The organism is Halomonas huangheensis, from assembly GCF_001431725.1.
GTDB classification, from domain to species: domain Bacteria; phylum Pseudomonadota; class Gammaproteobacteria; order Pseudomonadales; family Halomonadaceae; genus Halomonas; species Halomonas huangheensis.
The window spans coordinates 4,732,293-4,757,486 of record NZ_CP013106.1; the positions used below are offsets into that span (position 1 = coordinate 4,732,293).

General features: G+C 57.6%; 24 protein-coding genes. 10 read left to right on the forward strand and 14 right to left on the reverse strand.

Annotation, left to right across the window (positions count from 1 at the left end):
- Positions 1-195: 195 nt before the first annotated feature.
- The 7 genes from AR456_RS20620 to AR456_RS20650 form a co-directional block, all read right to left on the reverse strand.
- Entirely contained in the window at positions 196-1,119 is a 924-nt protein-coding gene (locus AR456_RS20620) for a ParB/RepB/Spo0J family partition protein (protein WP_021819499.1), read from the reverse strand.
- 108 nt (positions 1,120-1,227) lie between these two features.
- On the reverse strand, positions 1,228-1,998 hold the full coding sequence (locus AR456_RS20625) for a ParA family protein (protein WP_021819500.1): 771 nt from the start codon (positions 1,996-1,998) through the stop codon (positions 1,228-1,230).
- 162 nt (positions 1,999-2,160) lie between these two features.
- Positions 2,161-2,829 carry a 16S rRNA (guanine(527)-N(7))-methyltransferase RsmG gene (gene rsmG / locus AR456_RS20630; protein WP_051995757.1) on the reverse strand — a complete coding sequence of 223 codons (669 nt, stop codon included), beginning with the start codon at positions 2,827-2,829 and terminating at the stop codon, positions 2,161-2,163.
- Positions 2,826-4,721, reverse strand: coding sequence for a tRNA uridine-5-carboxymethylaminomethyl(34) synthesis enzyme MnmG (gene mnmG, locus AR456_RS20635; RefSeq protein ID WP_021819502.1), 1,896 nt, complete (start codon positions 4,719-4,721; stop codon positions 2,826-2,828). The genes rsmG and mnmG overlap by 4 nt, the downstream gene beginning before the upstream one ends.
- Positions 4,722-5,364: 643 nt before the next feature.
- Entirely contained in the window at positions 5,365-6,153 is a 789-nt protein-coding gene (locus tag AR456_RS20640) for an amino acid ABC transporter ATP-binding protein (RefSeq protein ID WP_031208156.1), read from the reverse strand.
- A 34-nt stretch (positions 6,154-6,187) separates the two neighbouring features.
- The gene (locus tag AR456_RS20645; protein ID WP_021819504.1) at positions 6,188-6,859 is read right to left on the reverse strand and encodes an amino acid ABC transporter permease; all 672 of its coding nucleotides are present in this window, start codon (positions 6,857-6,859) and stop codon (positions 6,188-6,190) included.
- 194 nt (positions 6,860-7,053) lie between these two features.
- Entirely contained in the window at positions 7,054-7,809 is a 756-nt protein-coding gene (locus AR456_RS20650; RefSeq protein ID WP_021819505.1) for a transporter substrate-binding domain-containing protein, read from the reverse strand.
- Between the two features lie 235 nt (positions 7,810-8,044).
- Between AR456_RS20650 and erpA the strand changes: the two genes are divergently transcribed.
- The gene (erpA, locus tag AR456_RS20655) at positions 8,045-8,398 is read left to right on the forward strand and encodes an iron-sulfur cluster insertion protein ErpA (protein WP_021819506.1); all 354 of its coding nucleotides are present in this window, start codon (positions 8,045-8,047) and stop codon (positions 8,396-8,398) included.
- An 88-nt stretch (positions 8,399-8,486) separates the two neighbouring features.
- Here the strand turns inward: erpA and argC are convergent, their stop codons facing one another.
- Complete coding sequence (argC, locus tag AR456_RS20660; protein WP_021819507.1) at positions 8,487-9,521, reverse strand: N-acetyl-gamma-glutamyl-phosphate reductase; 1,035 nt, start codon at positions 9,519-9,521, stop codon at positions 8,487-8,489.
- A gap of 175 nt (positions 9,522-9,696) precedes the next feature.
- Between argC and AR456_RS20665 the strand changes: the two genes are divergently transcribed.
- The 5 genes from AR456_RS20665 to AR456_RS20685 all read left to right on the forward strand — a co-directional run bounded on the left by AR456_RS20665 (position 9,697) and on the right by AR456_RS20685 (position 15,614).
- Complete coding sequence (locus AR456_RS20665; protein ID WP_021819508.1) at positions 9,697-11,580, forward strand: chloride channel protein; 1,884 nt, start codon at positions 9,697-9,699, stop codon at positions 11,578-11,580.
- Between the two features lie 8 nt (positions 11,581-11,588).
- A complete protein-coding gene (gene hemJ / locus AR456_RS20670; RefSeq protein ID WP_021819509.1) occupies positions 11,589-12,020 on the forward strand; it encodes a protoporphyrinogen oxidase HemJ in 432 nt (143 codons plus the stop codon).
- Complete coding sequence (gene thiD / locus AR456_RS20675) at positions 12,017-12,868, forward strand: bifunctional hydroxymethylpyrimidine kinase/phosphomethylpyrimidine kinase (protein ID WP_021819510.1); 852 nt, start codon at positions 12,017-12,019, stop codon at positions 12,866-12,868. Before hemJ ends, thiD begins: the two co-directional genes overlap by 4 nt.
- A gap of 193 nt (positions 12,869-13,061) precedes the next feature.
- A complete protein-coding gene (hemL, locus tag AR456_RS20680; protein ID WP_021819511.1) occupies positions 13,062-14,354 on the forward strand; it encodes a glutamate-1-semialdehyde 2,1-aminomutase in 1,293 nt (430 codons plus the stop codon).
- A 12-nt stretch (positions 14,355-14,366) separates the two neighbouring features.
- Positions 14,367-15,614: a P-loop nucleotide/nucleoside kinase family protein gene (locus tag AR456_RS20685; protein WP_021819512.1), complete on the forward strand. Its 1,248-nt coding sequence runs from the start codon at positions 14,367-14,369 to the stop codon at positions 15,612-15,614.
- Positions 15,615-15,803: 189 nt separating this feature from the next.
- On the opposite strand, the gene AR456_RS20690 is transcribed toward AR456_RS20685, so the two are convergent.
- Entirely contained in the window at positions 15,804-16,469 is a 666-nt protein-coding gene (locus tag AR456_RS20690; RefSeq protein ID WP_021819513.1) for a LuxR C-terminal-related transcriptional regulator, read from the reverse strand.
- Between the two features lie 318 nt (positions 16,470-16,787).
- On the opposite strand from AR456_RS20690, the gene AR456_RS20695 reads away from it, so the two are divergent.
- From AR456_RS20695 to AR456_RS20710, 4 genes are all read left to right on the forward strand, one after another.
- Positions 16,788-17,402, forward strand: a complete 615-nt coding sequence (locus AR456_RS20695) for an XTP/dITP diphosphatase (RefSeq protein ID WP_021819514.1) — start codon at positions 16,788-16,790, stop codon at positions 17,400-17,402.
- Entirely contained in the window at positions 17,402-18,589 is a 1,188-nt protein-coding gene (hemW, locus tag AR456_RS20700) for a radical SAM family heme chaperone HemW (protein WP_021819515.1), read from the forward strand. The genes AR456_RS20695 and hemW overlap by 1 nt, the downstream gene beginning before the upstream one ends.
- Positions 18,590-18,678: 89 nt before the next feature.
- Complete coding sequence (locus tag AR456_RS20705) at positions 18,679-19,359, forward strand: YiaD family glycine zipper/OmpA-like lipoprotein (protein WP_021819516.1); 681 nt, start codon at positions 18,679-18,681, stop codon at positions 19,357-19,359.
- Between the two features lie 149 nt (positions 19,360-19,508).
- A complete protein-coding gene (locus AR456_RS20710) occupies positions 19,509-20,381 on the forward strand; it encodes a 23S rRNA (adenine(2030)-N(6))-methyltransferase RlmJ (protein WP_031208164.1) in 873 nt (290 codons plus the stop codon).
- 23 nt (positions 20,382-20,404) lie between these two features.
- Here AR456_RS20710 and AR456_RS20715 read toward each other — a convergent pair whose 3' ends face one another.
- From AR456_RS20715 to rpmH, 5 genes are all read right to left on the reverse strand, one after another.
- Entirely contained in the window at positions 20,405-20,758 is a 354-nt protein-coding gene (locus AR456_RS20715; protein WP_021819519.1) for a DUF1428 domain-containing protein, read from the reverse strand.
- Between the two features lie 93 nt (positions 20,759-20,851).
- On the reverse strand, positions 20,852-22,222 hold the full coding sequence (gene mnmE / locus AR456_RS20720; protein WP_021819520.1) for a tRNA uridine-5-carboxymethylaminomethyl(34) synthesis GTPase MnmE: 1,371 nt from the start codon (positions 22,220-22,222) through the stop codon (positions 20,852-20,854).
- Between the two features lie 117 nt (positions 22,223-22,339).
- Positions 22,340-24,028, reverse strand: a complete 1,689-nt coding sequence (gene yidC / locus AR456_RS20725; protein WP_031208166.1) for a membrane protein insertase YidC — start codon at positions 24,026-24,028, stop codon at positions 22,340-22,342.
- Positions 24,029-24,235: 207 nt separating this feature from the next.
- Entirely contained in the window at positions 24,236-24,658 is a 423-nt protein-coding gene (rnpA, locus tag AR456_RS20730; RefSeq protein ID WP_021819522.1) for a ribonuclease P protein component, read from the reverse strand.
- 13 nt (positions 24,659-24,671) lie between these two features.
- Entirely contained in the window at positions 24,672-24,806 is a 135-nt protein-coding gene (gene rpmH, locus AR456_RS20735; protein WP_008959105.1) for a 50S ribosomal protein L34, read from the reverse strand.
- Positions 24,807-25,194 lie beyond the last annotated feature (388 nt).

Sequence of the window (25,194 nt, forward strand, 5' to 3'; positions counted from 1 at the left end):
TCGTCATTGCACTATCGGTACTACATCAACCACCGACAGACTCCGGCGCGATTATAGGGAAGGCCCGGTATACCTTCAACCGACTCGGTGACGATTTGTCGACACTTTGTGCCTGCTTTCGACCAAATGTCGAGAAAAACCACCTAACTAGTTAGCAACCTAATAGGTTTACTGCGTTTGAATCCTCCCGACGATTCAATGGATATGCCCGAGAATTCCGTCCAGTTCATCGAGGCTGGAGTACTGGATGGTTACCTTGCCTTTACCAGCCCTGCCATGCTGAATGCGCACGGGAGCGCCAAGCACATCGGCGAGACGTGACTCGAGGCGCTCCACATCACGATTAGGGGCCGTTTTCTCGGTCTTGGGTGCCGGATTGCTCAATTGCTTGACCAGTGCCTCGGTGGCACGCACGGTGAGGTCCTTGTTGACCACCTCATGCGCAGCCTTTCTCTGTTTGGCTGGAGGCAGAGTCAACAATGCGCGTGCATGGCCCATATCCAGGTCACCACGCTCAAGCAGGGTCAATACCTCATCGTCCAGCGACAGCAGGCGCAACAGGTTGGTCACCTGTGCACGTGAGCGTCCCACGGCATCGGCGACCTGCTGCTGGGTCAGCTCGAACTCTTCGAGCAGTCGCTTGAGCGCCAAGGCTTCCTCGACCGGATTGAGGTTCTCGCGCTGAATGTTCTCGATCAGCGCCAGCGCCAGTGCGACTTCATCGGAGACCTCACGGATCACCGCCGGAATCACATCCAGTTCGGCCAGCTGCGAAGCGCGCCAACGGCGTTCACCGGCGATGATCTCATAACGATCAGGACCAATGGGACGCACCACAATCGGCTGCATCACACCCTGAGCACGAATCGAGTCAGCCAGTTCCTCGAGGGCTTCGGGTTGAATATCGCGTCGCGGCTGGTAACGGCCACGGGTCAGTTGGCCCAGCGGCAAACGCTCGAGGCGCTCCTCGAAAGCTACCGGCTCAACGGCATCGTTCACACCTTCAGCCTCAGCCTCCAGCGCCTCTCCGGAATCCGGTAGATCCAGGCTCTCACGGCGACGGGCACCGGCACCGATCAGCGCATCCAGTCCTCGTCCCAGGGCGCGTTTACGCGTCATCGACAATCCCTCATTCTTCACGAAAACACTGACTCTTCAAAATCTTGAAGAGAATCAGTCAAGCCTGGATACAGAGCATTTCCAGACCAGCGGAGCCAGCCCCTGGCGTTACAGCGAGAGTCGGCGGATCAATTCCTTGGCCAGCACACGATGCGCCTGGCTACCACGCGAGAAACGCGCGTACTTGGTGACCGGCAAACCATGGCTGGGAGCCTCAGCGACACGAACGTTGCGCGGAATGGTGGTCTTGAGCAGTGCATCGCCGAAATAGTCACGCAATTGCTTGCTGACGTCACGCGTAAGGCTGTTGCGCGCATCGAACATGGTGCGCAGGATGCCGTATATTTCCAACGATGGATTCACACTGTCCTTGATCTGTTCGACCGTGTCGAGCAACGCCGACAGACCTTCCAGCGCATAAAACTCACATTGCAGGGGAATCAACACGCCGTCAGCCGCCGTTAGTGCATTGACGGTCAGCATATTGAGCGAGGGCGGGCAGTCGATCATCACCACATCGTATTCACTGGCCACTTCGTCCAGTGCTCGCGCCAGACTGCGCTCACGCCCTTCGCTGCGATCGAGCAGCTCAACCTCGGCAGCAGTCAGGTCACCATTGCCCGGCAGCAGAGCATAACCCGCCTCTGGGCAATCGAGAATGACTTCCACCGGGCGCTTTTCACCGAGAATGACGTCCAGCACACTGCCTTCGAGCTCGTGCTTGTCGACGCCGCTGCCCATGGTGGCATGGCCCTGAGGGTCAAGGTCGACCAGCAGTACACGGCGATCCAGCGAGGCAAGGCTGGCGGCCAGATTGACAGCTGAAGTGGTCTTGCCGACTCCACCTTTCTGGTTGGTCAAGGCGATGATCTTGGTCACGGCGACATCCTTGCTTGGGAAATCTCGGCTTGAAAACCCTTGGCTTGTATTACACCAGCCGGCCTTCTGGATTGCGCAATCCAGGGCAGCTGGCGAGGAGAACTTCCCTCTCCTCGAGTTGGCCACGCCATATTGAAAAGCCAGCGGGCGCTCTCACAGAGGCTAGCGGGCGCTGGCGTCAGGTTCCAGCACAACCAGTTCTCGGACACCAGACTCGAACGGAATCTGCAACGTCAGCCTGGCAACCTGGCATACATCAGCGTCCAACTGTGCGAGCTCGTTATCCACGGCCGGCCCTTTCATCGCTAGCCACTGGCCACTTTCGGCAACCAGTCCACGCGTCAATGCGATAAAGTCGGTGAGGTTGGCAAAGGCTCGTGACACCACCTGATCAAAACCTCCCTCGGGCGGTGAAAACTGCTCAACCCGTGCCTGAACCGGCGTTACATTACCCAACCCCAGTTCCATCACAGCCTGACGCTGAAACCTGACTTTCTTACCGTTACTGTCGAGTAAGGTCACTTCCAGTTCCGGTGCCAGAATCGCCAACACCAGACCCGGTAATCCCGGCCCGGAACCCACGTCCAGCACCCTCGGACCACGAACATGAGGCAACACTGCGGCACTGTCGAGCAAGTGGCGCGAGACCATGTCGAGTGGATCCCTCACTGCGGTGAGGTTATAGGCCCGATTCCACTTGTGCAACAACGTCACCAACGCCGCAAGGCGCTCTCGTTGAGCGCTATCAGCAGCAATGCCCAATGCTTCAAGGCCTTTCTCAAGGCGTTGATTAATCAAAAAAATTGTCTCTGAGGTCAAAGCCATTGTCATCCACTGACTAGCTGCTGATTGTCCAGCATGCGACGTTTCTTGAGATGAATCAGCAAGATCGAGACAGCAGCAGGCGTCACTCCGGAAACACGGCCAGCCTGCGCCAGGGTCTGCGGACGGGCTTCGCTGAGCTTCTGACGAATCTCGTGTGACAAGCCCTCGATACGCTGATAATCCAGATCAGCAGGCAAGGGCGTCGCTTCATGACGCTTGAGCTTGTCGATCTCATCCTGCTGACGATCGATATACCCCTGATACTTGGCCTGGATCTGCACCTGCTCGGCCACGGTCTCGTCATCGACGGCTTCGCCCTTGAGTCCAGCAACATCGGCATAACCGAGTTCTGGTCTTCTGAGCAGATCCATCAGGCTGTATTCGCGCGCCAGGGGTTTTCCGGTGACCGATTCGATCTTCACGGCGGCTTCGCTACCGGGTTGAACCCAACTGGCCTTGAGACGTGCGCTTTCCTGCTCCACAGCTTCACGCTTGGTGCTGAACTGCGCCCAGCGCTGATCATCGATCAGCCCCAGCTCACGACCGCGTTCAGTCAATCGCATGTCGGCATTGTCCTCACGCAGCAGCAGGCGATACTCGGCGCGCGAGGTAAACATGCGGTATGGCTCGCGGGTTCCCAACGTAATCAGGTCATCGACCAATACACCGAGGTAAGCCTCGTCACGACGCGGGCACCAGGCCTCTTCGTCACGTGCACGCAGCGCCGCATTGAGTCCCGCCAGAAGCCCCTGGGCACCCGCTTCCTCGTAACCGGTAGTGCCATTGATCTGGCCGGCAAAAAACAAGTTGCGAATGAAACGAGTTTCCAGCGAGTGCTTGAGATCACGCGGATCGAAATAGTCATATTCAATGGCATACCCTGGACGGGTGATATGCGCATTTTCCAGTCCTACCATCGAGCGCACTACCTGCAACTGCACGTCGAAGGGCAGTGAGGTAGAAATACCATTTGGGTATAGCTCGTGAGTATCGAGTCCTTCCGGCTCGATAAACACCTGATGACTCGATTTGTCGGCGAAGCGATGCACCTTATCCTCGATGGACGGGCAATAACGCGGGCCAACACCCTCGATGACACCGGAGAACATCGGCGAACGATCCAGGTTGGCGAAGATGATCTCGTGACTGCGCTCGTTGGTATGCGCAATGTGGCAGCTGACCTGACGCGGATGCATCTCGCGGGAGCCGAGGTAGGACATCACCGGTGTTGGGGTATCGCCCGGCTGCTCCTCGAGGCGTGAGAAATCCACACTACGCGCATCGATACGCGGCGGCGTACCGGTCTTGAGCCGGTCGACGCGAAATGGCAGTGCGCGAAGCCGGTCTGCCAGGGCATTGGAAGGCGGATCTCCGGCACGCCCACCACGACTCGTTTCGAGACCAATGTGAATGATTCCACCGAGGAAGGTGCCCGTGCACAGCACCACCGTTTCGGCCAGGAAACGCACCCCGGTCTCTGTCACCACACCGCGGACGGTGTCTTGATCAACAATCAAGTCACCGGCGGCCTGCTGGAAGATGGTCAGATTGGGTTGGTTTTCCAGTATCGAGCGAATTGCGGCCTTGTAGCGAACGCGATCAGCCTGAGCCCGTGTTGCACGTACCGCAGGGCCCTTACGGGCATTGAGCACACGAAACTGGATGCCACCCAGGTCTGTCGCCAGACCCATGGCACCGCCCAGGGCATCGATCTCCTTGACCAGATGACTCTTGCCGATCCCGCCAATGGCCGGATTGCAGGACATCTGACCCAGGGTCTCGATGTTGTGTGTCAGCAGCAGGGTTTGGCAACCCATTCGGGCAGAGGCCAGAGCAGCTTCCGTTCCGGCATGGCCACCGCCGATGACGATAACGTCAAAGCGGTCGGGATACTCCAAGGTGCACCTCGTTTGGCGTTCAACCGCCAGTGTGGAGAAAGTGTCAGGAAAACAAGCCCGCCAGTATAACGTCCCTGTGGGTAAACGTCAGGGTTTTCCACACCCAGGCCAATCACACGTCGGACAACGACCTTTCTTTATAAATAAACATAGGTAAATAAAGAGAAGTTCTGTTGTGGTTGTTACTACTGGTGTGGGCATTTTCTGTGTACAACGCTGATATCCTTTTATAAAACAGCAAATTAAAATGTTGATAGAAATTTGGACAGCGCGGTGATGGGGTGCGTATGAGTTGTCTGGAGCCTGTGGATGAAAAGCGGACTTGCCCACAAGCGTATCGGTCCACCACTTATCCACCTGGCTCATGAACATTTGTCACCGCACCGGTGAACAAGTGACGAAAATGCCCACAGCGCCCGGATTCATGGGGCTGCAGCGTACTGAACATTTTTTTTATCCACAGCCGGAAAATGACACAAAATGGCCTGTCGATAACGTAATGCGCCTCGATATGGAGCAGAAAAAGTGGCTGGTTGGCGCTGACCTGACATCATCCAGCGCGTAGCTGATGGCCGATGCCCAGAAAAAAACCCCGCCGTGAGACACGACAGGGCTTCGAGGACAAGAGCGGTGAGAGAGTTCGTCAGTGCTTGAGAACCCGTGCCAGAAAGTTCTGTGTACGTTCGTTGCGAGGGTTGTCGAACACGTCTTCAGGCACGCCCTGTTCAACGATCTCCCCCTGGTGAATATAGATAACCCGGTCAGCCACTTCCCGAGCAAAGCCCATCTCATGGGTAACGATGATCATGGTCATGCCATCTTTTGCCAGCTCTCGCATGGCATCCAACACTTCACCAATCATCTCGGGATCCAGTGCTGAAGTAGGCTCATCGAACAGCATCAGCCGTGGTTCCATGGCCAATGCCCGTGCCAGTGCAACGCGCTGCTGCTGACCACCAGACAGCTGAGAAGGGTACTTGTCGGCTTGATCACGGATGCCGACACGATCCAGCAGGCGTTCGGCGATGGTGACAGCATCTGTTCTGGCGAGACCACGTACTTTCATCGGCGCAAGGGTGACGTTGTCACGCACGCTGAGATGCGGGAAGAGGTTGAATTGCTGGAAGACCATGCCAACCTCGGTACGAATGGTCTGGAGGGCGCGGGATGCTTTCCCGTGGGGCGCCAGGTCGTGGCCGTCTACACGCAACTCCCCGCTCTGGAACTCCTCCAGTCCGTTGATGCAGCGAATCATGGTTGACTTGCCGGAACCGCTGGCTCCGATCACTACCACCACTTCGCCCTGGGCGACTTCGAGGTCGATATTCTGGAGCACATGCAGGCTGCCGAAGTGCTTGTTCAGGCTGCGCATTTGTACGATAGGTTCGCCACTCGCCTGTTGTGCGCTCGTGTCGAGTTTGATGTCGTTCATATCCAATCCCATGAAGTATCAGCACACAGAAGGGCTATTCACCCACCAGACCCTTGCGTTCGAGCATGCGCAGGGCGAAGGACAGTGAAAGGGTAATGGCCAGATAGAGCAGGGCCACCATCAGGTATACCTCGAGCGCGGTGAAGGTGGTGGCGATGTAGATTTGCCCCTGGCGCACCAACTCACCCACACCGATGACGGCGAACAGCGAAGTGTCCTTGATGCTGATGATGCCCTGATTGCCGAGCGGCGGAATCATGCGACGGAATGCCTGGGGCCAGATGACATGGCGGAAGGTCTGTTGCCGGGACAGGCCCAGCGACAGTCCTGCCTCGCGCTGGCCGCGGGCAACGGATTGCACCGCACCACGCACGATCTCCGAGATATAGGCGCCCGAGTTGACGGCGATAGCCGCGATACCTGCCGTTAGCGCATCGATGGGGCCACCGATCAGCTGTGGCAGGCCATAGAAGATGAACAGTACCTGGACCAGCACCGGAGTGCCGCGAAAGATCTCGATATAGGCGATGGCCGGAATACGTAGCCATGCTTGAGGAGCGATTCGCAGTAGACCGAAGATGATGCCGATGATCAGGCCAATGGCGAGACCACCGAAAGAGATCAGCAAGGTCCAGGGGACACCGGTCAGCAAGTGTGGGATGGAAGCCAGCGCTGCCGACCAGTCGAAAGTGAAATCAACGTCCACGAAGGAGTCTCCGCGATTGGCAGAAGCACTGATACATGACCGTGATGCGTAGCTCGAGAAGCAACGCTTTGCATGAAAGAGCGCTATTCAAGAAAGTGGAATCTACGGACTGCTGATCAGCGCTTCTTTATATTATTGGTGAATGTGGCAAGAGCAGGGCCGAACTCGGCCCTGCCGGGCTCTGCGCAGTCGGATCACTCCTCGCTGGCTGAGCCGAACCACTTCTCGTGGATTTCGTCGTAGGTGCCGTCTTCCTTCATCGATGCCAGTGCCTCATTGACCGGCTCGACCCACTCACTGCCCTTGACGAAGGCAAGGCCGTATTGCTGACCTTCGTAGAGAGGACCGACGACTTTCACCCGACCTTCGCCGCGAGTCTGGGAGAAGTAGCCGACGTTGGGGGCATCGTAGAAGGCGGCGTCAATGCTGCCACCGAGCAGTGCCATGTACATATCGCTGGTTCCCGGATACGGCGTGATCTCGGCCTGGTCGCCGAGATTCTCCTGCAGGAAGTCATAACTGGTGGAGCCGATCTTGGTGCCGATACGCATACCGGCCAGATCCTCCACACCTTCTACATCTTGCTGGTCGGCGCGAACCAGTACCTTCAGGCCGCTGTCGTAGTAGGGGTCCGAAAAGTCGACGATCTGCGAACGTTCTTCGGTGATCGTGATACCAGCAACGGCAATATCGACGTTACCGGTCTGCACCGCGGGAATGATGCCATTGAAGTCCATGGTGCGCAGGTCGTACTCGAAACCGGCACGCTCGGACAGCTCCTTGATGATGTCCATGTCGAAGCCGACCATCTCGCCGGATTCCTGGTCGAGCATTTCGAAGGGCACGAAACTCGGGTCGGTGGCGACGGTCAGGGTTTCCGCCTGCGCCTGACTGGCTCCCGCCAGGGCCATGGCTGTGATCAGCGCGGCAGAGCTAAAGATTGTTTTCATGTTTATCCCCAGTAATAAATTGTTTTCAAACCCATAGATACCTTGGCCAGTAAAGGGGGAGGGGTCAAGCTGTGCTGGAGAGAGTGACGTCAACGCGGCAGATTGGCATAAACGCATCAGATTGACATGATTGCACCGCTGATGCGGTTGGTGTCGCGTGCTAAAGTTGACCCTTTTAGTGGGGATTGTGGATAATGTGGAATTGCTCGACATTCACCGATTGCGGGAGCTCGCCATGAGCGGTGCCGAATCCTTTGTACCCACTCCACTACTGCTGTCCGACAATGCCCAACGCCGCCTGCGTACGCTGAAGGCCGAGGAGCATGCAGAACGTATTGCCCTGCGGGTCTATGTCACCGGTGGCGGGTGTTCGGGGTTCCAGTATGGCTTCGATGTCGCTGACGGCATCAACGAGGACGATACGGAAATCCCCTTCGGTGATGTTTCGCTGATTGTCGACCCACTGTCCTGGCAATATCTGGTGGGCTCGACCATCGATTATGAGGAAGGCCTGGCCGGGGCGCGGTTCCTGGTGCAGAACCCCAATGCCACCACGACCTGTGGATGCGGCGCATCATTCATGGTGTGAGATATGATTTACCCACAGCCCATCGGTAGCGACAGGCTGTGGATATCGTATTGCCGAACGTCAGGACACCAGCGTCAGGACATCAGTTTCAGGGCATGATGGCGGGGGCGGCGAGTCCGTCGGTTTCGTTGAAGCCGAACATCAGGTTGAGGTTGTGAATGGCCTGGCCCGAGGCACCCTTGACCAGATTGTCGATCACCGCCAGTACCACCACAGTGTCGCCGTTAGCTGGGCGATGCACGGCAATGCGACATAGATTGGCGCCCTTGACGCTACGCGTCTCCGGGTGACTTCCGACTGGCATTACGTCAACGAAGGGCTCGTCGCGATAACGCTCCTCGAACAGTTGCTGGAGGTCTCCAGCATCCGCCTTGAGCTGACCATAGAGGGTGGCATGTATGCCACGAATCATCGGCGTCAGATGCGGAACAAAGGTCAACCCCACTTCCCCACCGGCAGCATCGGCAAGCCCCTGACGGATCTCGGGCAGATGGCGATGACCGCTGGCGCCATAGGCCTTCATTGACTCACTGGCTTCGGCCAGCAGTGAAGGAACCTTGGCACCGCGCCCTGCGCCGGTGACACCGGACTTGCAGTCGGCAATCAGGCGATCAGGATCAATCAATCCGGCCTCGAGCAACGGCAGGAATCCGAGCTGTACAGCGGTGGGGTAACAGCCGGGCACGGCAATCAGACGTGATTGACGAATCTTCTCTCGATGTACTTCCGGCAAGCCGTAGATGGCTTCATCGAGCAATTCGGGGGCGCCGTGAGGCTGGCCATACCAGTCGGCCCAGATACCGGCATCGCGTATCCGGAAGTCCGCTGACAGATCAATGACCCGAGTCCCGCGCTCCAGCAGCTCGCCCGCCAGAGCATGGGCTACGCCGTGAGGTGTGGCGAAGAACACCGCATCGCACCTGGCGAGCCGCGCCGGGTCAGGTTCGGAGAAGCGCAACTCGTCATAGTGGCCACGCAGGTTGGGATACAGCTCGCTGACAGCCAGGCCGGCCTCACTTCGCGAGGTAATGGCTTCCACCTCAACATGTGGATGACTGGCGAGCAGCCTGAGCAGTTCGACGCCGGTGTAACCCGTGCCGCCAACGATTCCAACCTTGATCACGAGACACTCCCCCCTCGAAAAAGCGAATTACCCCAGTCCGCCAATGACACCGGTTGATGCGTATGACGGTGGGTACTGCGTCTGCATCTATGATACACAAGAGAGAGCCGTCCGACTCGTCATACTCCAGTGTGTCGAATGGAAGCAGGGATTCGTTCATCAAGGGATATCACTCTTGTCACGCTTCAGTCTATCGCAGTTCAGTCTCGACGCCTTTCGTCGCCAACTGGCCAACGTGGATGCCTTGCCGCAACTGTGCGTGCTCGGGGCGATTACCGGTCTGATTACCGGCAGCTTGATGGTGGTATTTCGCCTGTTGTTGCTGATGGGAGCGGCACTGATGATGCCCAATGGCGATCCGGAAGCCTTCGAGTCGCTCTCCAGGTTGACCCGAGTGTTGTTGCCGTTGGGTGCCGTGTTGGTGATCGGGGTTCTGTTATGGCGTCAGCCGCTGGCGTGCCGCAAGATCGGGGTGGCGCATGTGATTGAACGTCTCACCTATCATCAGGGACGCTTTCCATTACGTAATTGGATCAACCAGTGGTGGGTCGGTGTGGTCTCGGTGCTCGGCGGTCTATCGGCCGGTCGTGAGGGGCCGGCCATTCACCTTGGGGCTGCGGCGTCCAGTGGCCTGGGCGAGTTATTGCGACTCCCCCACAACAGCTTGCGGGTACTGGTGGCCTGCGGTACGGCGGCAGGCATTTCGGCTTCCTTCAATACGCCGATCGCCGGGGTTATCTTCGCCATGGAAGTGGTGATGATGGAATACACCATTGTCGGCTTCATGCCGGTCATCCTCGCATCCTGCATGGGCGCACTGGTCACCCAACTGGTGTATGGCACGGAACCCGCTTTCGCGGTGCCGGAGTTGGCGATGGGCTCGCTGTTCAATATCTACTGGATTGCGGTGATGGCATTCGGTATCGGCCTGCTGGCGGGTGTCTTCATCCACGTCGCCCGCAGTGAGCGTGTCGCGAGCCTGCCCCTTTGGCTGCGCCTGACAATGGTCGCTATCTTCGCGGCGGGACTCGCCTGGTGGTATCCCGAAGTACAGGGCATCGGCTACGACAGTCTCTCGCATGCGCTATTTGGCCAGCTTACGGTTCAGGTGTTGCTGGCACTGATGCTGGGCAAGTTATTGCTGACGGCTTTTACCGTTGCCTGTGGTGTACCGGTCAGTATCATTGGTCCAGTACTGGTGATTGGCTCGGCCGCGGGGGCGCTGTTCGGTTTGTGTGGCGTGTGGTTGTGGCCTGACAAGGCGGCGGATCCCGGACTCTTCGCCATGATCGGTATGGCGGCGATGATGGGAGCCGTGCTGCAGGCTCCTCTGGCAGCGCTCATGGCCCTGTTGGAGTTGACCCACCACCCGCATATCCTGCTGCCGGGGATGCTGGCGGTGGTGGTTTCGGGATTGACGGCACGGCAGCTGTGTCGTTGTGACGGTTTCTTCATCAGCGTCAAGTTGCATGGCTTGCACCCCCTTCAGCAGCCATTGATGCAGGCACTGTCGCGGGTCTCGGTGCCGGCGGTCATGGAGCGTAATCTGGTGCGAACACGGCGCCGTGTCGAGTACGATCAGGCACGAGCACTGCTCGAGGCCAATCCGGTGTGGATCCTTATCGAGCGTTCTTCCGACGACAAGCCCACTTTGGCATTGAAGGCTGCCGATCTGGCGCGCTGGCTACTCGAGCACGATGGTAGCGAGGCACAAAGTGGTGCCGTCGAGAAGTCGGAGTCTAACAGGGTGGCGGCTGATGAGTCGGACGAGGCATGCTCCATGACAGAATCGACCGAGCAGAATGCCGCTACTGATCAGGAGGCGGAGGAGTCTCCCGTGCTGCTGGATCTGCTGGAGATCCCCGGGCAGCGCATCGATCTGGCACCGATCCACCTGCAGGCAACGCTCAGTGAAGCTCTCACTACCTTGAACAACCTCAAGGTCAATGGACTCTATGTAGAACACGGATATCGACCGAGCCAGAAGCGGATTTCCGGTATCATCACGCGAGACGCCATTGAGCGCTATTATCGCTTTTCTGATTCATCCACAGCCTAGGAGTCGTTATGTATCTGTGGATAAAAGCACTGCATGTGGTGGCGGTAGTCACCTGGTTTGCGGCGATGTTCTATCTGCCGCGATTATTCGTCTATCACGCCATGGCGCTCGACAAGGACGAACATACCAGCGTCGAGACCTTCAAGGTCATGGAACGCAAGCTGTATCGGGGTATCATGACACCATCGATGGTGGCGGTTCTGGTCTTCGGTGGCATTCTGCTGTGGCTGGTACCGGGCTGGTTCAGTCAGGGCTGGCTGCACGCCAAGCTGGCACTGGTGGTGCTGTTGGTGGCCTATCATCATGTCTGCCTGATCTATCTCAAGCAGCTGGCCGAGGATCGTTGCCGACGTAGTGCGACCTTTTTTCGCATCTTCAATGAGTTGCCTGTTCTGGCGCTGATTGCCATTGTTATTCTTGTTGTGGTGAAACCATTTTGAATCATGTCAGTAATGGTTGGACGCCAAACCTGCCTGGTGTGTTGGTATTGGCAGGGCATGACCCCACGGGAGGGGCCGGGATTATCGCTGATGCGGAAACCGTCGCCGCCTGCGGTGGTTGGGCGCTGACCATTCCCACGGCCTTGACGGTGCAGAACCTCAACGATGTCGAAGCGATAATACCGGTATCGGGGGACGGCATTCGCAGGACCGCGGCGGCGCTCGAGGAACTACCGATAGCGGCGATCAAGGTGGGTTTGATTGCTGACCTTGAAGCACTGGATGCGGTAGTTGATGTGATTCGTCGGCGCCCGGGGATTCCCGTGGTGGCAGATCCTGTGCTGCGCGCGGGAGGCGGCTGCGAGCTTGCGACGCGAGAGTTGATCGACGCCTGGTGCGAGCGTTTGTTGCCGCGGGTCGACATTCTGACGCCGAATCGGCAGGAATTGGCGCGACTGGCAGGAGATGCCTATCGTGACGATACCGAGCGGGCTGTCAGTCTGATGCAGCAGGGATGTCAGGCGTTACTGGTGACAGGTACCGACGAACCTCTCAGTCAGGTCCCCGTCGACCGTGTAGCACATACGCTGCATGCCCCGGATATCGATCGTCAGTGGAGCTGGTCACGTCTCAGTGGCAAGTACCATGGGTCTGGTTGCACGCTGGCCTCAGCTCTAGCGACGCGATTGGCGGCAGGGGAGTCTTTGGTCGCGGCCTGTGAGCAGGCGCAGATCTTTACCTGGCAGGCGTTGGCCCACGGTTGGCAGCCGGGGATGGGACAACGTTTGCCGAGACGGCTGTGGCGTTTGCCTACTCCAGACTTCACCACTGACGAGGTCGGGTTATGATAGTGGGCTGAATCCGAAGCCATGGAATACAAGTCATGGAATGACTGGAGACGGGTCATTTGAGCGATATTCACCGCTCTTTCACCGAGTTGTCCCAGTCACTCCACAGAGTTATCCACAGACAAGTGGCGCTATACAGGGGTCGGCGGCATGATTCCGACACCGAAGATTACTTTCTGGCCAAGAGGTTGCCATGACAACATCCGCTGAGCTCTTCGAACAGGCTTGTCGACATATACCCGGCGGCGTCAATTCGCCGGTACGGGCGTTCAAGGGGCTCTATCGTCCACCGGTGTTCATGGAACGTGCCCAGGGCGCCTATCTGTTTGATGTGGAAGGCAAGCGATACGTGGACTATGTCGGTTCCTGGGGTCCAATGATCACAGGTCATGCCGATCCGGATGTGCTGGGAGCGGTACGCGAGCGACTCAACAACGGCTTGTCATTCGGGACACCCACTGCCATCGAAACGACCATGGCGGATCTGATCTGCGAGATCATGCCGAGCATCGAAATGGTGCGTATGGTCAACTCCGGCACCGAGGCCACCATGTCAGCAATTCGCCTGGCACGTGGTTTTACCGGTCGTGACAAGATCGTCAAGTTCGAGGGGAATTATCATGGCCACAGCGACTCGCTGCTGGTCAAGGCTGGCTCGGGAGCGCTCACCCATGGTGAGCCCAGTTCACCGGGCGTACCAGCCTCGTTGGCCGATCACACCATTACCTTGTCCTATAACGATATTGATGAGGTCGAGCGGTGTTTCGAGGAAATCGGCAGCCAGATTGCCTGCATCATTGTCGAGCCGGTGGCCGGCAACATGAACTGCATTCCGCCCGCAGAAGGCTTCCTCAAGGCACTGCGCCATGTCTGCGATCGTTATCAGAGTGTGCTGATCTTCGATGAAGTCATGACGGGGTTCCGTGTCGCCATGGGGGGTGCTCAGGCGTACTACGGTGTTAGTCCTGATCTTACCTGTCTGGGCAAGATCGTTGGCGGCGGTATGCCGGTAGGGGCCTTCGGTGGCCGCAGCGAAATAATGCAGGAGCTATCGCCGATTGGCCCGGTGTATCAGGCCGGCACGCTGTCTGGTAATCCGCTGGCGATGGCCGCTGGAGTTGCATTGCTCAGCAAGATTCGCGAACCGGGCTTTCATGATGCCCTGGCACAGCGCGTCGATACCTTGTGTAATGGACTCGAGAGCCGTGCCCATGAGGCAGGGATCGATATGATCACCCAGCGTGCTGGTGGCATGTTCGGGGTGTTCTTTACCGGCCAGCGCAGTGTCGAGAACTTTGCTCAGGCCACGGCCTGTGACGAGAATGCCTTCCGGCGCTTCTTCTCGGCGATGCTGGAACATGGGGTCTACCTGGCGCCTTCTGCCTATGAAGCGGGCTTCATGTCCAGTGCCCATACTCCGGAAGACCTCCAGGTGACGCTGGATGCTGCCGAACACGCCTTTGCCCAAATGACCTCAAGGGTCTGACAGGAGTCACCGATGACAGGCCACGATGCCACTGAGCAGAACCCCATACTGGATCCCTTCAGTCTCGACGAGATGCTGGATGTTCTAGCGGAATTCCATGCTGAACCGCTGGCGCTGGAGCATGAGCTCCCCGAGCCCATGGATCTACTCAAGCAGCGTGTCGAGAGGGAGTACAACATCTGTCGCTCTCTGCTGACGGGCAAGGAGGACATCCAGCGGCTGGAAGCGCTCCATGATTGGCTGGATCAGGACATGACTCGCCTCGCTCCGATCATCGAGTCGCGTCGTGATCGTTTGCGTCCCAGTCGTTGGTATATGGAGTACTCTGACGTGCGGTTGCACGATAATGGCCGCCTGGTCATTACCCAGAGTGCTGCTCAAGATCCGATCCCGTTCGAATATCCGGAGATGTCGGATCCCGGCAATGATATTGCCAGCCTACGTGTTGAACTCGAGTTACGTGGCGAGATGACGCTTTCTCATCAGGCGCTGGATGGTTATTTGCGGCGCAGCGCTGACTATGAATTGGCGCGAGTGTTATCGCTGTTGCAGGTGGTCGAGTCCATGGCAGGAATGCGTCGTGCCCTGCAACGTCGTAATGCCAGGGGTGACAATGAACGACCCGCGCTGCTGGCCGAAACCATGAACAGCTTCCGTCGTTATCTGGCGCTGGCTGAGCGCCATGCGGAGTTCCGTTTCCCGCCCTTGATCATCGGGGTGGGGGTCTCGGGGAGCGGCAAGAGCCGTTTCACACGGGCCCTGGTCGGTCGCATGGGCGCGGTACGCTTGAGCTCGGATGTCCAGCGTCTCGCCCTGTATGGCTTGAATCCACAGTCGGTGGAAGGCAAGCCGCTACCCGATGATATCTATACGAGTGAAGTGACCGCCAAGACCTATCAGCGGCTGGCAACTTGTGCAGGCATTCTGCTCGATGCCGGTTTCATGGTCTGTATTGATGGCACCTTCCTCGAGCATGGCCAGCGTGATCAGTTGCGACTGCAGGCGGAAGCCAGAGGCTTGCCGGTGTTGCTGGTCAGTTTCGAGGCGGATGAGGCTACGCTGCGTCGCCGCATCAGCAAGCGAGCGCTGCGCAATGACAAGGACGAGTCGATGAGTCTTGCAGTGCTGGCCGCGCAGCAGGATGCTTTCGAGGACTTCACCGACGAGGAGCGTTTGCATCTAGTGCGGATCGACAGTACCGCAGAGAATGCAGCCGAGACACTCGCCAGCATGATCGAAGAGCATATCAGAGTGCTGTGACATCTCAGGGAGCTATGCGAATGCAGCGCCTATTGGCGCTGCACGAGCTGTAAGTCGTAAGTGAGGCCCGATTGCCATCGATAGCCTTTATGGAGTGGATGGAACTCTCGACTGTTGGCGATTTCACAGCCTTCCCACTGAGCCGCTTACAGCTCATGGCTTACCGCTTATAGCTTCAAGAAACAGCTTTCAGGAAATCGAGCGGCGCGGCGGTGGGGCGCCCAGGTTCTGGCGTGCCCAATTCACCGCCTGTAGTCGGTTACTGACGCGGATTTTCTTGAAGACGTTATAAAGATGCGATTTTACAGTATGTTCACTGACACACAGTCGCTCGGCGATTTCCATGTTGGAGGCTCCGGAGCCCAACAGGCCGATGATTTCCATCTCACGCTGTGTCAGACCACAGGCTGGACGGTAGGCGTTGAGTTGCTGACGGCGGGAGAACTCGATCAGTCGAGTCATCAGTGAGCGCGACATCCACAGGTCATCGGTATCGAACAGCTTCTCGATCCCCTTGCAGATACGCTCGAGGCTATCCTGACGGTAGAACACGCCGCGCAGGTGCATGAACGAAAGAACCTCCATGGCATGGTCCTCATCCCGCAGGTTAAAGGCGGTCAACAGCAGGCCTTCATGGCGAGCTCCCTGATCCTGCCAATGCTGCATGGCACTGTCGTCGACATGATCCGCGTCCATCAGTATGAGTGATTGATTTTTATCGTCGACATCGATGGTATCCGTCGGCGCGGCGATGGATACAGGGCAGTGAAACTGATCCTTGATGTAATTGATGAAGAGTAGTGACTGGGGGTTGTGATCTGTAACCAGCACTATCTGTCCCGTGGTGTTGTTCATTGTGATGCCTCCAATCATCTACTGACGTTCTCTTCATCAGTGATGGATACAACAAGGGATCCAGGAGCTCTTGTTCAGCCAGTACAAGGCGCTGTGTAATTGTCTGTAACATATGTAAAACAGAGCTATATCAATTTCAGCACATAGTATGAAAAACGCCAGGCAAACGTCTCACGATGTATTCAGCGCAAGAGAGGGTGTTCACTATTCCATGCAAGCCTCTGCGCTGAGCCTTCCTTGTGCATGGTAGAGTATAGCGCTGGCCGGCATCCTTCCGCTGATGCTGAACAGGATTTCAATGATGCAAGAGTCCCACCGATGACCAAATCTGTCGAACTTGTGATTGCCAGCGGTAACGCCGGTAAATTGAAGGAGTTTTCCGCTTTGTTGGCATCACGCAACATTAGTGTCAGTCCCCAGGCTGACTTTAATGTGGTTGATGTTGAGGAAACGGGGAGCACCTTTGTCGAGAATGCGTTGCTCAAGGCTAGAGAAGCCTGTCGTGTCAGCGGCCATCCTGCACTGGCTGATGACTCGGGACTGGCAGTGGATGCGCTGGGAGGCCAGCCCGGTATCTACTCGGCGCGCTTTGCTGGTGAGCCGAAGGATGATCAGCGCAACAACGACAAACTGCTCGAGCAGTTGAAAGATGTCCCCGAGGGTAGCAGAGCGGCAAGCTACTGGTGCGTATTGGTTCTATTGCGCCATGCAGAGGATCCGGTGCCACTGGTAGTGCAGCAACAGTGGCGTGGCGAGATCCTGGCCCATCCCCGAGGTGACGGTGGCTTTGGTTATGATCCGCTATTCTGGTTGCCCGAGTGCGGCATGACAGCGGCTGAGCTTTCCGCCGAGGAAAAGAACCGCTTGAGTCATCGCGGTCGGGCACTGCAGATGTTGCTCAAGTCTCTTGATGAAGGCGTTACGGGGTTTTAATGCACCAGCCAAAGGCCAATCGGGTTGAGCTTCCTCCGCTTGCACTGTATGTGCATGTCCCGTGGTGTGTGCGCAAGTGCCCCTATTGCGACTTCAATTCCCATGGTATTGGCCGCCAGTCGGAGTTACCCGAGCAGGATTACCTACGTGCGCTGATTGCTGATCTGGAGGCCGATCTATCTCTGGTTGGTGAGCGTACACTTACTGGAATCTTCATCGGTGGCGGCACACCAAGCCTGATGTCTGGTGAGTTCTACCGTCGGTTGCTTGAAGCTATCGAGCAGCGGATCCCTCTCGCTGATGACATCGAAATTACCCTGGAAGCCAACCCCGGCACGCTCGAGCGAGGCCGTTTCGCGGCTTATCGTGATGTGGGTATCAATCGACTATCGTTGGGTATACAGAGTTTTCAGGACGCTCAGTTGCAAGCGCTGGGGCGTATTCATTCAGGAAATGATGCCCAACGTGCTGTCGGCGAAGCGCGACAGGCAGGGTTCGATAATTTGAATCTTGATCTGATGCATGGGCTGCCAGAGCAGACTCCGGAGCTGGCATTGGCCGACCTGGATCAGGCGCTGGCCTTGTCCCCGGAGCATCTTTCCTGGTATCAGCTGACGCTGGAACCCAACACCGAATTTCACTCTCATCCCCCGACCCTACCCGAGGAAGAAACCCTTTGGGATATTCAGGATCTGGGACATGAGCGCCTGGAACAGGCTGGTCTGCGCCGATATGAGATATCAGCCTATGCGCGAACAGGGCGCCAGGCACGCCATAACCTCAATTACTGGCAGTTCGGCGATTATCTGGGGATAGGAGCGGGCGCTCATGGAAAATTGAGTCAACCCGGCCCTGAGGGGCTGCTTATTGAACGACGCTGGAAGACGCGCCAGCCTGAGGCTTATCTGCGTAGGCTGGAGGACCCGCGTGGCTTTGTCGCTGGCGCTCGTCGGATCGAGGAGCAGGAGCTCGCGCTGGAGTTTTCCATGAATGCGTTGCGGCTGGTGGATGGTGTAGCGCTTTCCGCTTGGCAACGCAATGTCGGCAAGCCTATTGAGCAGCTTGCAAACCGTCTCCAACTGGCGAGAGATAAAGGACTTATTGTGGAAGACTCGACAAGGCTTCAAGCAACCCCTCAAGGTCTATTATTCTTGAACGACTTGTTGGCCCTGATCAGCGAAACGTGACAGAGATTCAAGAAGCACTGCAAGATGCCCACACGGTGGTGCATAGTGAACGGTGTTTCCCCCACTAGTATCGCAGGAGATAGATGAAAATGATCCGTTCCACTCGACTGATTGCCCCGCTGGCCGCAGCCGCTCTTCTGGTAGGCTGTGCATCCAATGACCCCTATTCCGGTCAGACCGATCGCAACAATACCGGTATTGGTGCCGCTGTGGGCGCTGTTGTTGGCGCCGCCGCAGGCGCGATCAGCGGTGATGGTAGTACCAGTAAGCGGGATCGTGCTCTGATCGGTGCGGCAGCAGGTGCAGCTGTCGGCGGTGGTATCGGTGTCTATATGGACAAGCAGGAAGAGCAGCTGCGCCAGAGCACCCAGGGTACCGGGATTGATGTTGAGCGCCAGGGTGACAACATCGTGCTCAATATGCCTAGCGAAGTCACCTTTGGCTTTGACTCCGCGCAGTTGACTGGTCCAGCGTCCAGCGCGCTCAACGATGTTGCCAGCATCCTCAACCAGTATCCGGAAACGCGGATTACCATCGCGGGCCACACCGATTCCACTGGTGATGCCGGCTACAACCAGCAGCTCTCTGAGCGCCGCGCGCAGTCGGTCGGTAGCTATCTGCAAAGCGGTGGTGTTTCCGGCGCTCGCCTGTCCATGGTGGGTTACGGTGAGAACCAGCCGGTGGCCAGCAATAACACCGAGGATGGTCGCGCCCAGAACCGTCGCGTCGAGATCGTCGTAGTGCCCACGAGTCAGGCTGGCCAAGGCTGATCTTCAAGCGGCAAGCGACTCTAGTTCAGGCCCGCCACCGCAAGGAGGCGGGCTTTTTTGTGCGCGGCACTGGCGTCAGCACCGTTCCAACCGCTAATCTTTTCGTAATGTCCGCTGCTTCGGCAGTTTTCAGGCTTGGATTCTCTACTATGCTTTCCTATCAGCATGCCTATCATGCCGGCAATTTCGCCGACGTTCATAAGCATCTCTGCGTATATTCTGCAGTGAATCATCTGTTACGTAAAAAATCCCCTATTACGTTTGTTGATACTCACGCCGGTCGTGGAAGTTATCCACTGGCCGCCAGGGAGACAGATCAGCTGCAGGAGTATCGTAGTGGTATCGAAAGGCTGTGGAAGGAGCGCCATAGGCTGGAGGATCAGCCTATGCTCGCCGAATGGCTGACAGCCGTTGCTTCGCTGCAAGGTGGTGAGAACGGTGACGAGAATCTGGCGTGCTATCCCGGATCGCCCTGGTGGTTGGGAGCGCGGCTACGTGATCAGGATCGGTTGACGCTGTTTGAGCTGCACCCTGGTGAACACCGTCATCTGGCCGAGCAATCGGTGGTCTCCCATGGTCGAGAAGGACAGCTCAGGCGAGTGCATGGCGATGGTCTTGAGGGGGTGGTGAAGATGCTGCCGGTCGCCACGCCGCGCTTGTGCGTATTGATAGACCCCAGCTTCGAGCGCAAGGACGAGTACCTGGAGGTTGTTGATACTCTCAAGCAGGTGTTGCGCAAGGCGCGTCACGCGGTGGTGATGGTCTGGTATCCGCTGCTGCCTGCGGGGCGTCATCGGGCCATGCTCGATGCGCTCGAGGCCAGCGGAATCCGCAAGATATGGCGTAGCGAAGTCAGCCGTGAGCCACCTGCTCAGGCGACTCACGGAATGTATGGCAGCGGCATGCTGGTGATCAACCTGCCCTGGGGTCTCGATGAGACCTTGAATGGCGCCATCCAACGCTGGTTACCGATCCTGGGGCCCCAATCAACGCATCAGTCGAGCTGGTTGGTGGAAGAGTAGATCCGCGCCTGCTGCACGCGATTTCAGACATCAAGGATGATGTCGAAACCACCATAGATCAACCGCTTACCATCGAAGGGCGCATCGCCCATGAACCCATCCATGGCATTGTCGGCCTCCATTTTCTGGAAGGATTCGTCACGCACTTGTTTCGAGGGGTACTCGATCCAGCTGTATACGATGACTTCCCCTGGTTCGGCCTGCACTGCGCGATGGAAGTCAGTGACCTTGCCTTCCGGTACTTCTGCGCCCCAGGCCTCTACAACCCGGGTCGCACCATAGCGCTTGAAGATATCGGCCGCCGCCGTCGCCAGATCAAGATACGCCTGCTTGTTGCTCTCGGGAACCGCGGCCACAAACCCTTCAACATAACTCATGACTGAGCACTCCTGATAAGTACATCCAGACTGAGTGTAGACAGCATATTGTGATCTAGTGTGCGGCATTTCCTGAGCGCTGGGGAATGCGTGCTACTTGCCGATGCAGAAGCTGCCGAATATCTCACCCAGCAGGTCGTCGGCACTGAATTCTCCGGTGATTTCGCCCAGTGATTGCTGTGCGTCACGCAGATCTTCAGCCAACAATTCTCCGGCACCATAGCCGTGTAACTGGGCCTCGCCATTTTCCAGTGCTGTCCGGGCGCGGTCGAGGGCGTCGAGATGACGGCGCCGGGCGGAAAAGCGCCCTTCGGTGGTGGTCTCGAAGCCCATCACGGCCTTGAGATGCTCCTTGAGATTATCCACACCCAGACCGGTACGCGCGGAGAGACGCACGATGGGAGTGGTTGTGGATAAATCGATTCCGCCGCTTTCGCCGCTCTGATCGACTTTATTGCGCACCAGCGTCAGTCGTTCCGGTGCCGGCAGACGGGCGACGAACTCCGGCCAGATGGCCATCGGATCATCGGCGGCTGTGGTAGTGGCATCGACGAGCAGCAGTACGCGATCCGCTTTCTCGATCTCTGCCCAGGCGCGTGCCACGCCGATCTTCTCCACCGCATCGGGGGTGTCACGCAGTCCTGCGGTGTCAATGATATGCAGCGGCATACCATCGATGTGGATATGTTCACGCAGCACGTCGCGAGTGGTGCCCTCGATATCGGTGACGATGGCAGTGTCCTGCTCGGTCAGCGCATTGAGCAAGCTCGACTTGCCGGCATTGGGGCGTCCGGCGATGACCACGCTCATGCCCTCGCGCATCAGCGCACCCTGGCCGGCGCTGGCACGTACCTGAGCTAGATCACTCATCAAGGCGGCAAGCTTGCCGGCAACGTGGCCATCGGCGAGGAAATCGATTTCTTCCTCGGGGAAGTCGATGGCGGCCTCAACGTACATGCGTAGCTCGATCAGTCCCTGAACCAGCGCCTGGACGCGGGTCGAGAATTCTCCTTGCAGCGAGCGGAGAGCATTCTCGGCGGCACCGCGTGAGCTGGCTTCGATCAGGTCAGCAATTGCCTCGGCCTGGGCGAGATCGAGCTTGTCGTTGAGGAAGGCACGTTCGGAGAACTCTCCGGGTCTGGCGAGACGCGTGCCGAGTTCGACACAGCGCTCCAGCAGCATGTCCATGATCACAGGCCCACCGTGTCCCTGAAGCTCAAGGACATCTTCACCGGTGAAGGAGTTGGGGCCGCGGAAGAATAGTGCAATGCCCTCATCAATGGTGCCCTGAGAGCCACGGAAGGGCCCATAGTAGGCCTGGCGAGGCGTAGGGCAGTGCCCCAGCACTTGCGTGGCGATCGCCTCACAGGCAGGCCCTGAGACGCGAATGATGCCTACACCGCCACGGCCTGGAGCCGTGGCCAGAGCGGTGATGCTGTCCTGGGTATAGAGTCGCTGGGTCATGATGGGCTTCCTTGAATATCAGGGCCATTGTCCGAGGACGGATGGCATTTGGCCACCCTGAAAAGCCGAACCCCCGCACGGCAGGCGGGGGTTCGGTACATCGAGACTACAGAGACCTTATTTGGTCTTCAGGTCCTTGCCGACATTGGGATCGTCCTGGACCTTGCGGGTGATCATGTACTGCTGGGCGATCGAGATGCAGTTGTTGCATACCCAGTAGATGACCAGACCGGCCGGGAACCACAGGAAGAAGAAGGTGAAGATGATCGGCAACATCTTCATGATCTTCGCCTGCATGGGATCCGGAGGCGTCGGGTTGAGCTGCTGCTGAACGAACATCGAAGCGCCCATCAGGATAGGCAGCACGAAGTACGGGTCCTTCACCGACAGATCCTGGATCCACAGCATGAAGGGTGCGTGACGTAGCTCAACCGACTCCAGCAGCATCCAGTAAAGTGCAATGAACACTGGCATCTGAATCAGGATCGGCAGACAGCCGCCCAGAGGATTGATCTTTTCCTTCTGGTAGAACTTCATCATCTCCTGGGACATCTTCTGACGATCATCGCCGAAGCGTTCCTTGAGACGCTGCATTTCCGGGCCGAGCTTACGCATCCGCGCCATGGACTTGTAGGCCTTGGCCGATAGCGGCCACAGCGCAGTCTTGACCATCAGGGTCAGGATCACGATCGACCAGCCCCAGTTTCCGATCAGGCTGTGGATGTGATCAAGCAGCCAGAACAGCGGATTGGCGATGAACCACAGCCAGCCAAAGTCGACAGTCAGCTCGAGATTGGGAGCTACGGCTTCCAGGCGTTCCTGGATCTTGGGGCCCATGTACAGAGTCGCCGCCAGAGTGGCATCTGCACCCGGCTCGATGGTCTGAGACTGGCCGGCGAAGGCGGCAATGTTGTGTTGCCTGGAATCCGTTGTCGCGTAGTAGAGGTTTTGCTGCTTTTCCGGTGGTACCCAGGCAGAGGTGAAGTAGTGCTGGATAATTGCGACCCAGCCGCCATCAGCTTCACGGTTTGCGAACTTGCCCGCCTGAATGTCCTCGAAATCGATCTTCTCGTAACGGTTCTCCGGAGAGGAGTAGGCGGCGCCCAGGAAGGAGCGCATTCCCATCTTCGGTCCGGTGGACGGATCCGGATTGCTGTCGCGAACCAGTTGACCGATGAAGCGGGCGCTGACCGCGTTGCCGCTGTCGTTGGCGAGCAGGTAAGACACGTTCACTGCGTAGTCGTCACGCTTGAAGGTAAAGCGCTTGATGATATCGACGCCATTGACGGTGGCGGTCATGTCCACCTGCAGCTCATTCTGGCCGTCGACCATGCGATATTCAGTCTTCTCCGGGGAGAAGGAAATACGACCGGAGTTACCGTCCAGCTGCAGGCCGGAACGCGCCACGTAGCTCAGTGTATTGTTGTCAGCCAACAGCACATAGGGCCGATCACCGTCCTGACTCATCAGGTGCTCGGGCAGTGCAGCATAGACGACGTCGCCACCCTCTGGATCAATGCGTACATCAAGTACGTCGGTGATGACTGCTACCAGGTCGCGGGTGTCGGTTGTTGCAGCTTCTGTTGCAGCTTCGGTTCCCGGGAGCTCATTGCTGACAGTATTGCCAGAGGAGTCTGGTGCGGTGAGGCTGTTGGAAGAGTCTTCCTGCTGCGGGGCGGCATTACTGGTAATGGCCGGAGCGTCCGGCGCAGAGGGAAGCTGACCATAATCCTGGTTCCACTGCACCATGATCAGGTAAGCGAGCACCGCCAGGGGGATCAGCAAAAGTAGTCGTTTTACGTCCATGAGGGGTCTGCCCGATGGGAAGTGAACAATCCAGTGGCGTCCGTCTGGGCGCCGACGCCTGGGAGAAATACACCAAAGCCTGCCAGAGGCAGGCCAGGGTCCGTACGCAAACATTCTGCGATGAGTGAGGTGACGTCAATGCTATCGACGTTGGGCTCGTACATGCGCATAGATGGTGTCATCGCATCGATGGGATGCCGCACAGCTTTATCCGCGGCGCTGGTGAGCGGCGGAGGAGTGGGAGGCCGTCGAGGAGCGAGAGGGTCGGGTCGACTTCTCGGCCTCGCGCTCGAGGCGGCGCCACATGCCGAACAGCTGACGATGCAAGGTGTCGTTGTCGACCTCGTTGACGCCACGTCTTGCCAGCAGAACGATATCCACACCGGGAAGTCGATGCTGAGAATGGCGTACGGATTCGCGGGCCAGTCGCTTGAGACGATTACGATCAACAGCCCTGCGTACGTTCTTCTTGCTGAACACCAGGCCAAGGCGCGGGTGCCCCAGGTCATTAGGGGTAGCCAGCGCCATCAGGCCCTTGCCATGGACCTTGTATACTGCAGTGTCAAAGACACGGCGGTAATCCCCGGCAGTCAGCAAGCGATAGTGCCGGGGAAAGGTCAGACAGGTCATATTTGACCTGCGATCAGGCACTCAGGCGCTTGCGGCCCTTGGCACGGCGACGTGCCAGAACGGCGCGGCCGTTTTTGGTGGCCATGCGAGCACGGAAGCCGTGCGCGCGCTTGCGCTTGAGAACGCTCGGTTGGAATGTGCGCTTCATAACTCGTTAATCCTGAATGGTTTTTTGGATCGGGTAGACAACCAAAGGAGCCCGAATTGGCAACGGGCTCCTCGGGGGTATTCGGTTCAAGACCGGACATTCTAGTGATTTCAAGCCTTACGCGCAATTGCTGAGCGCATTTTTACCTCGACACCCTCTTTCCGAGAGCAGTTTGACGATGAGTCGAGGGGTATAGCTCTCGCCCCTGGCAACGACATTGGGGAAGCCGCTCAAGCTAGCGGACCTGGAGCGCGGAGTGGTTGGTGATGTATTCGTATGACCATAGTAATTACTAATCTAAAGTATTGAATATACTTGTGATTATTACTGGGGATAGTTTTTGTGGATAACCGTAAAAGTTTCTTTTAATTCAACATGCTGCATTGCA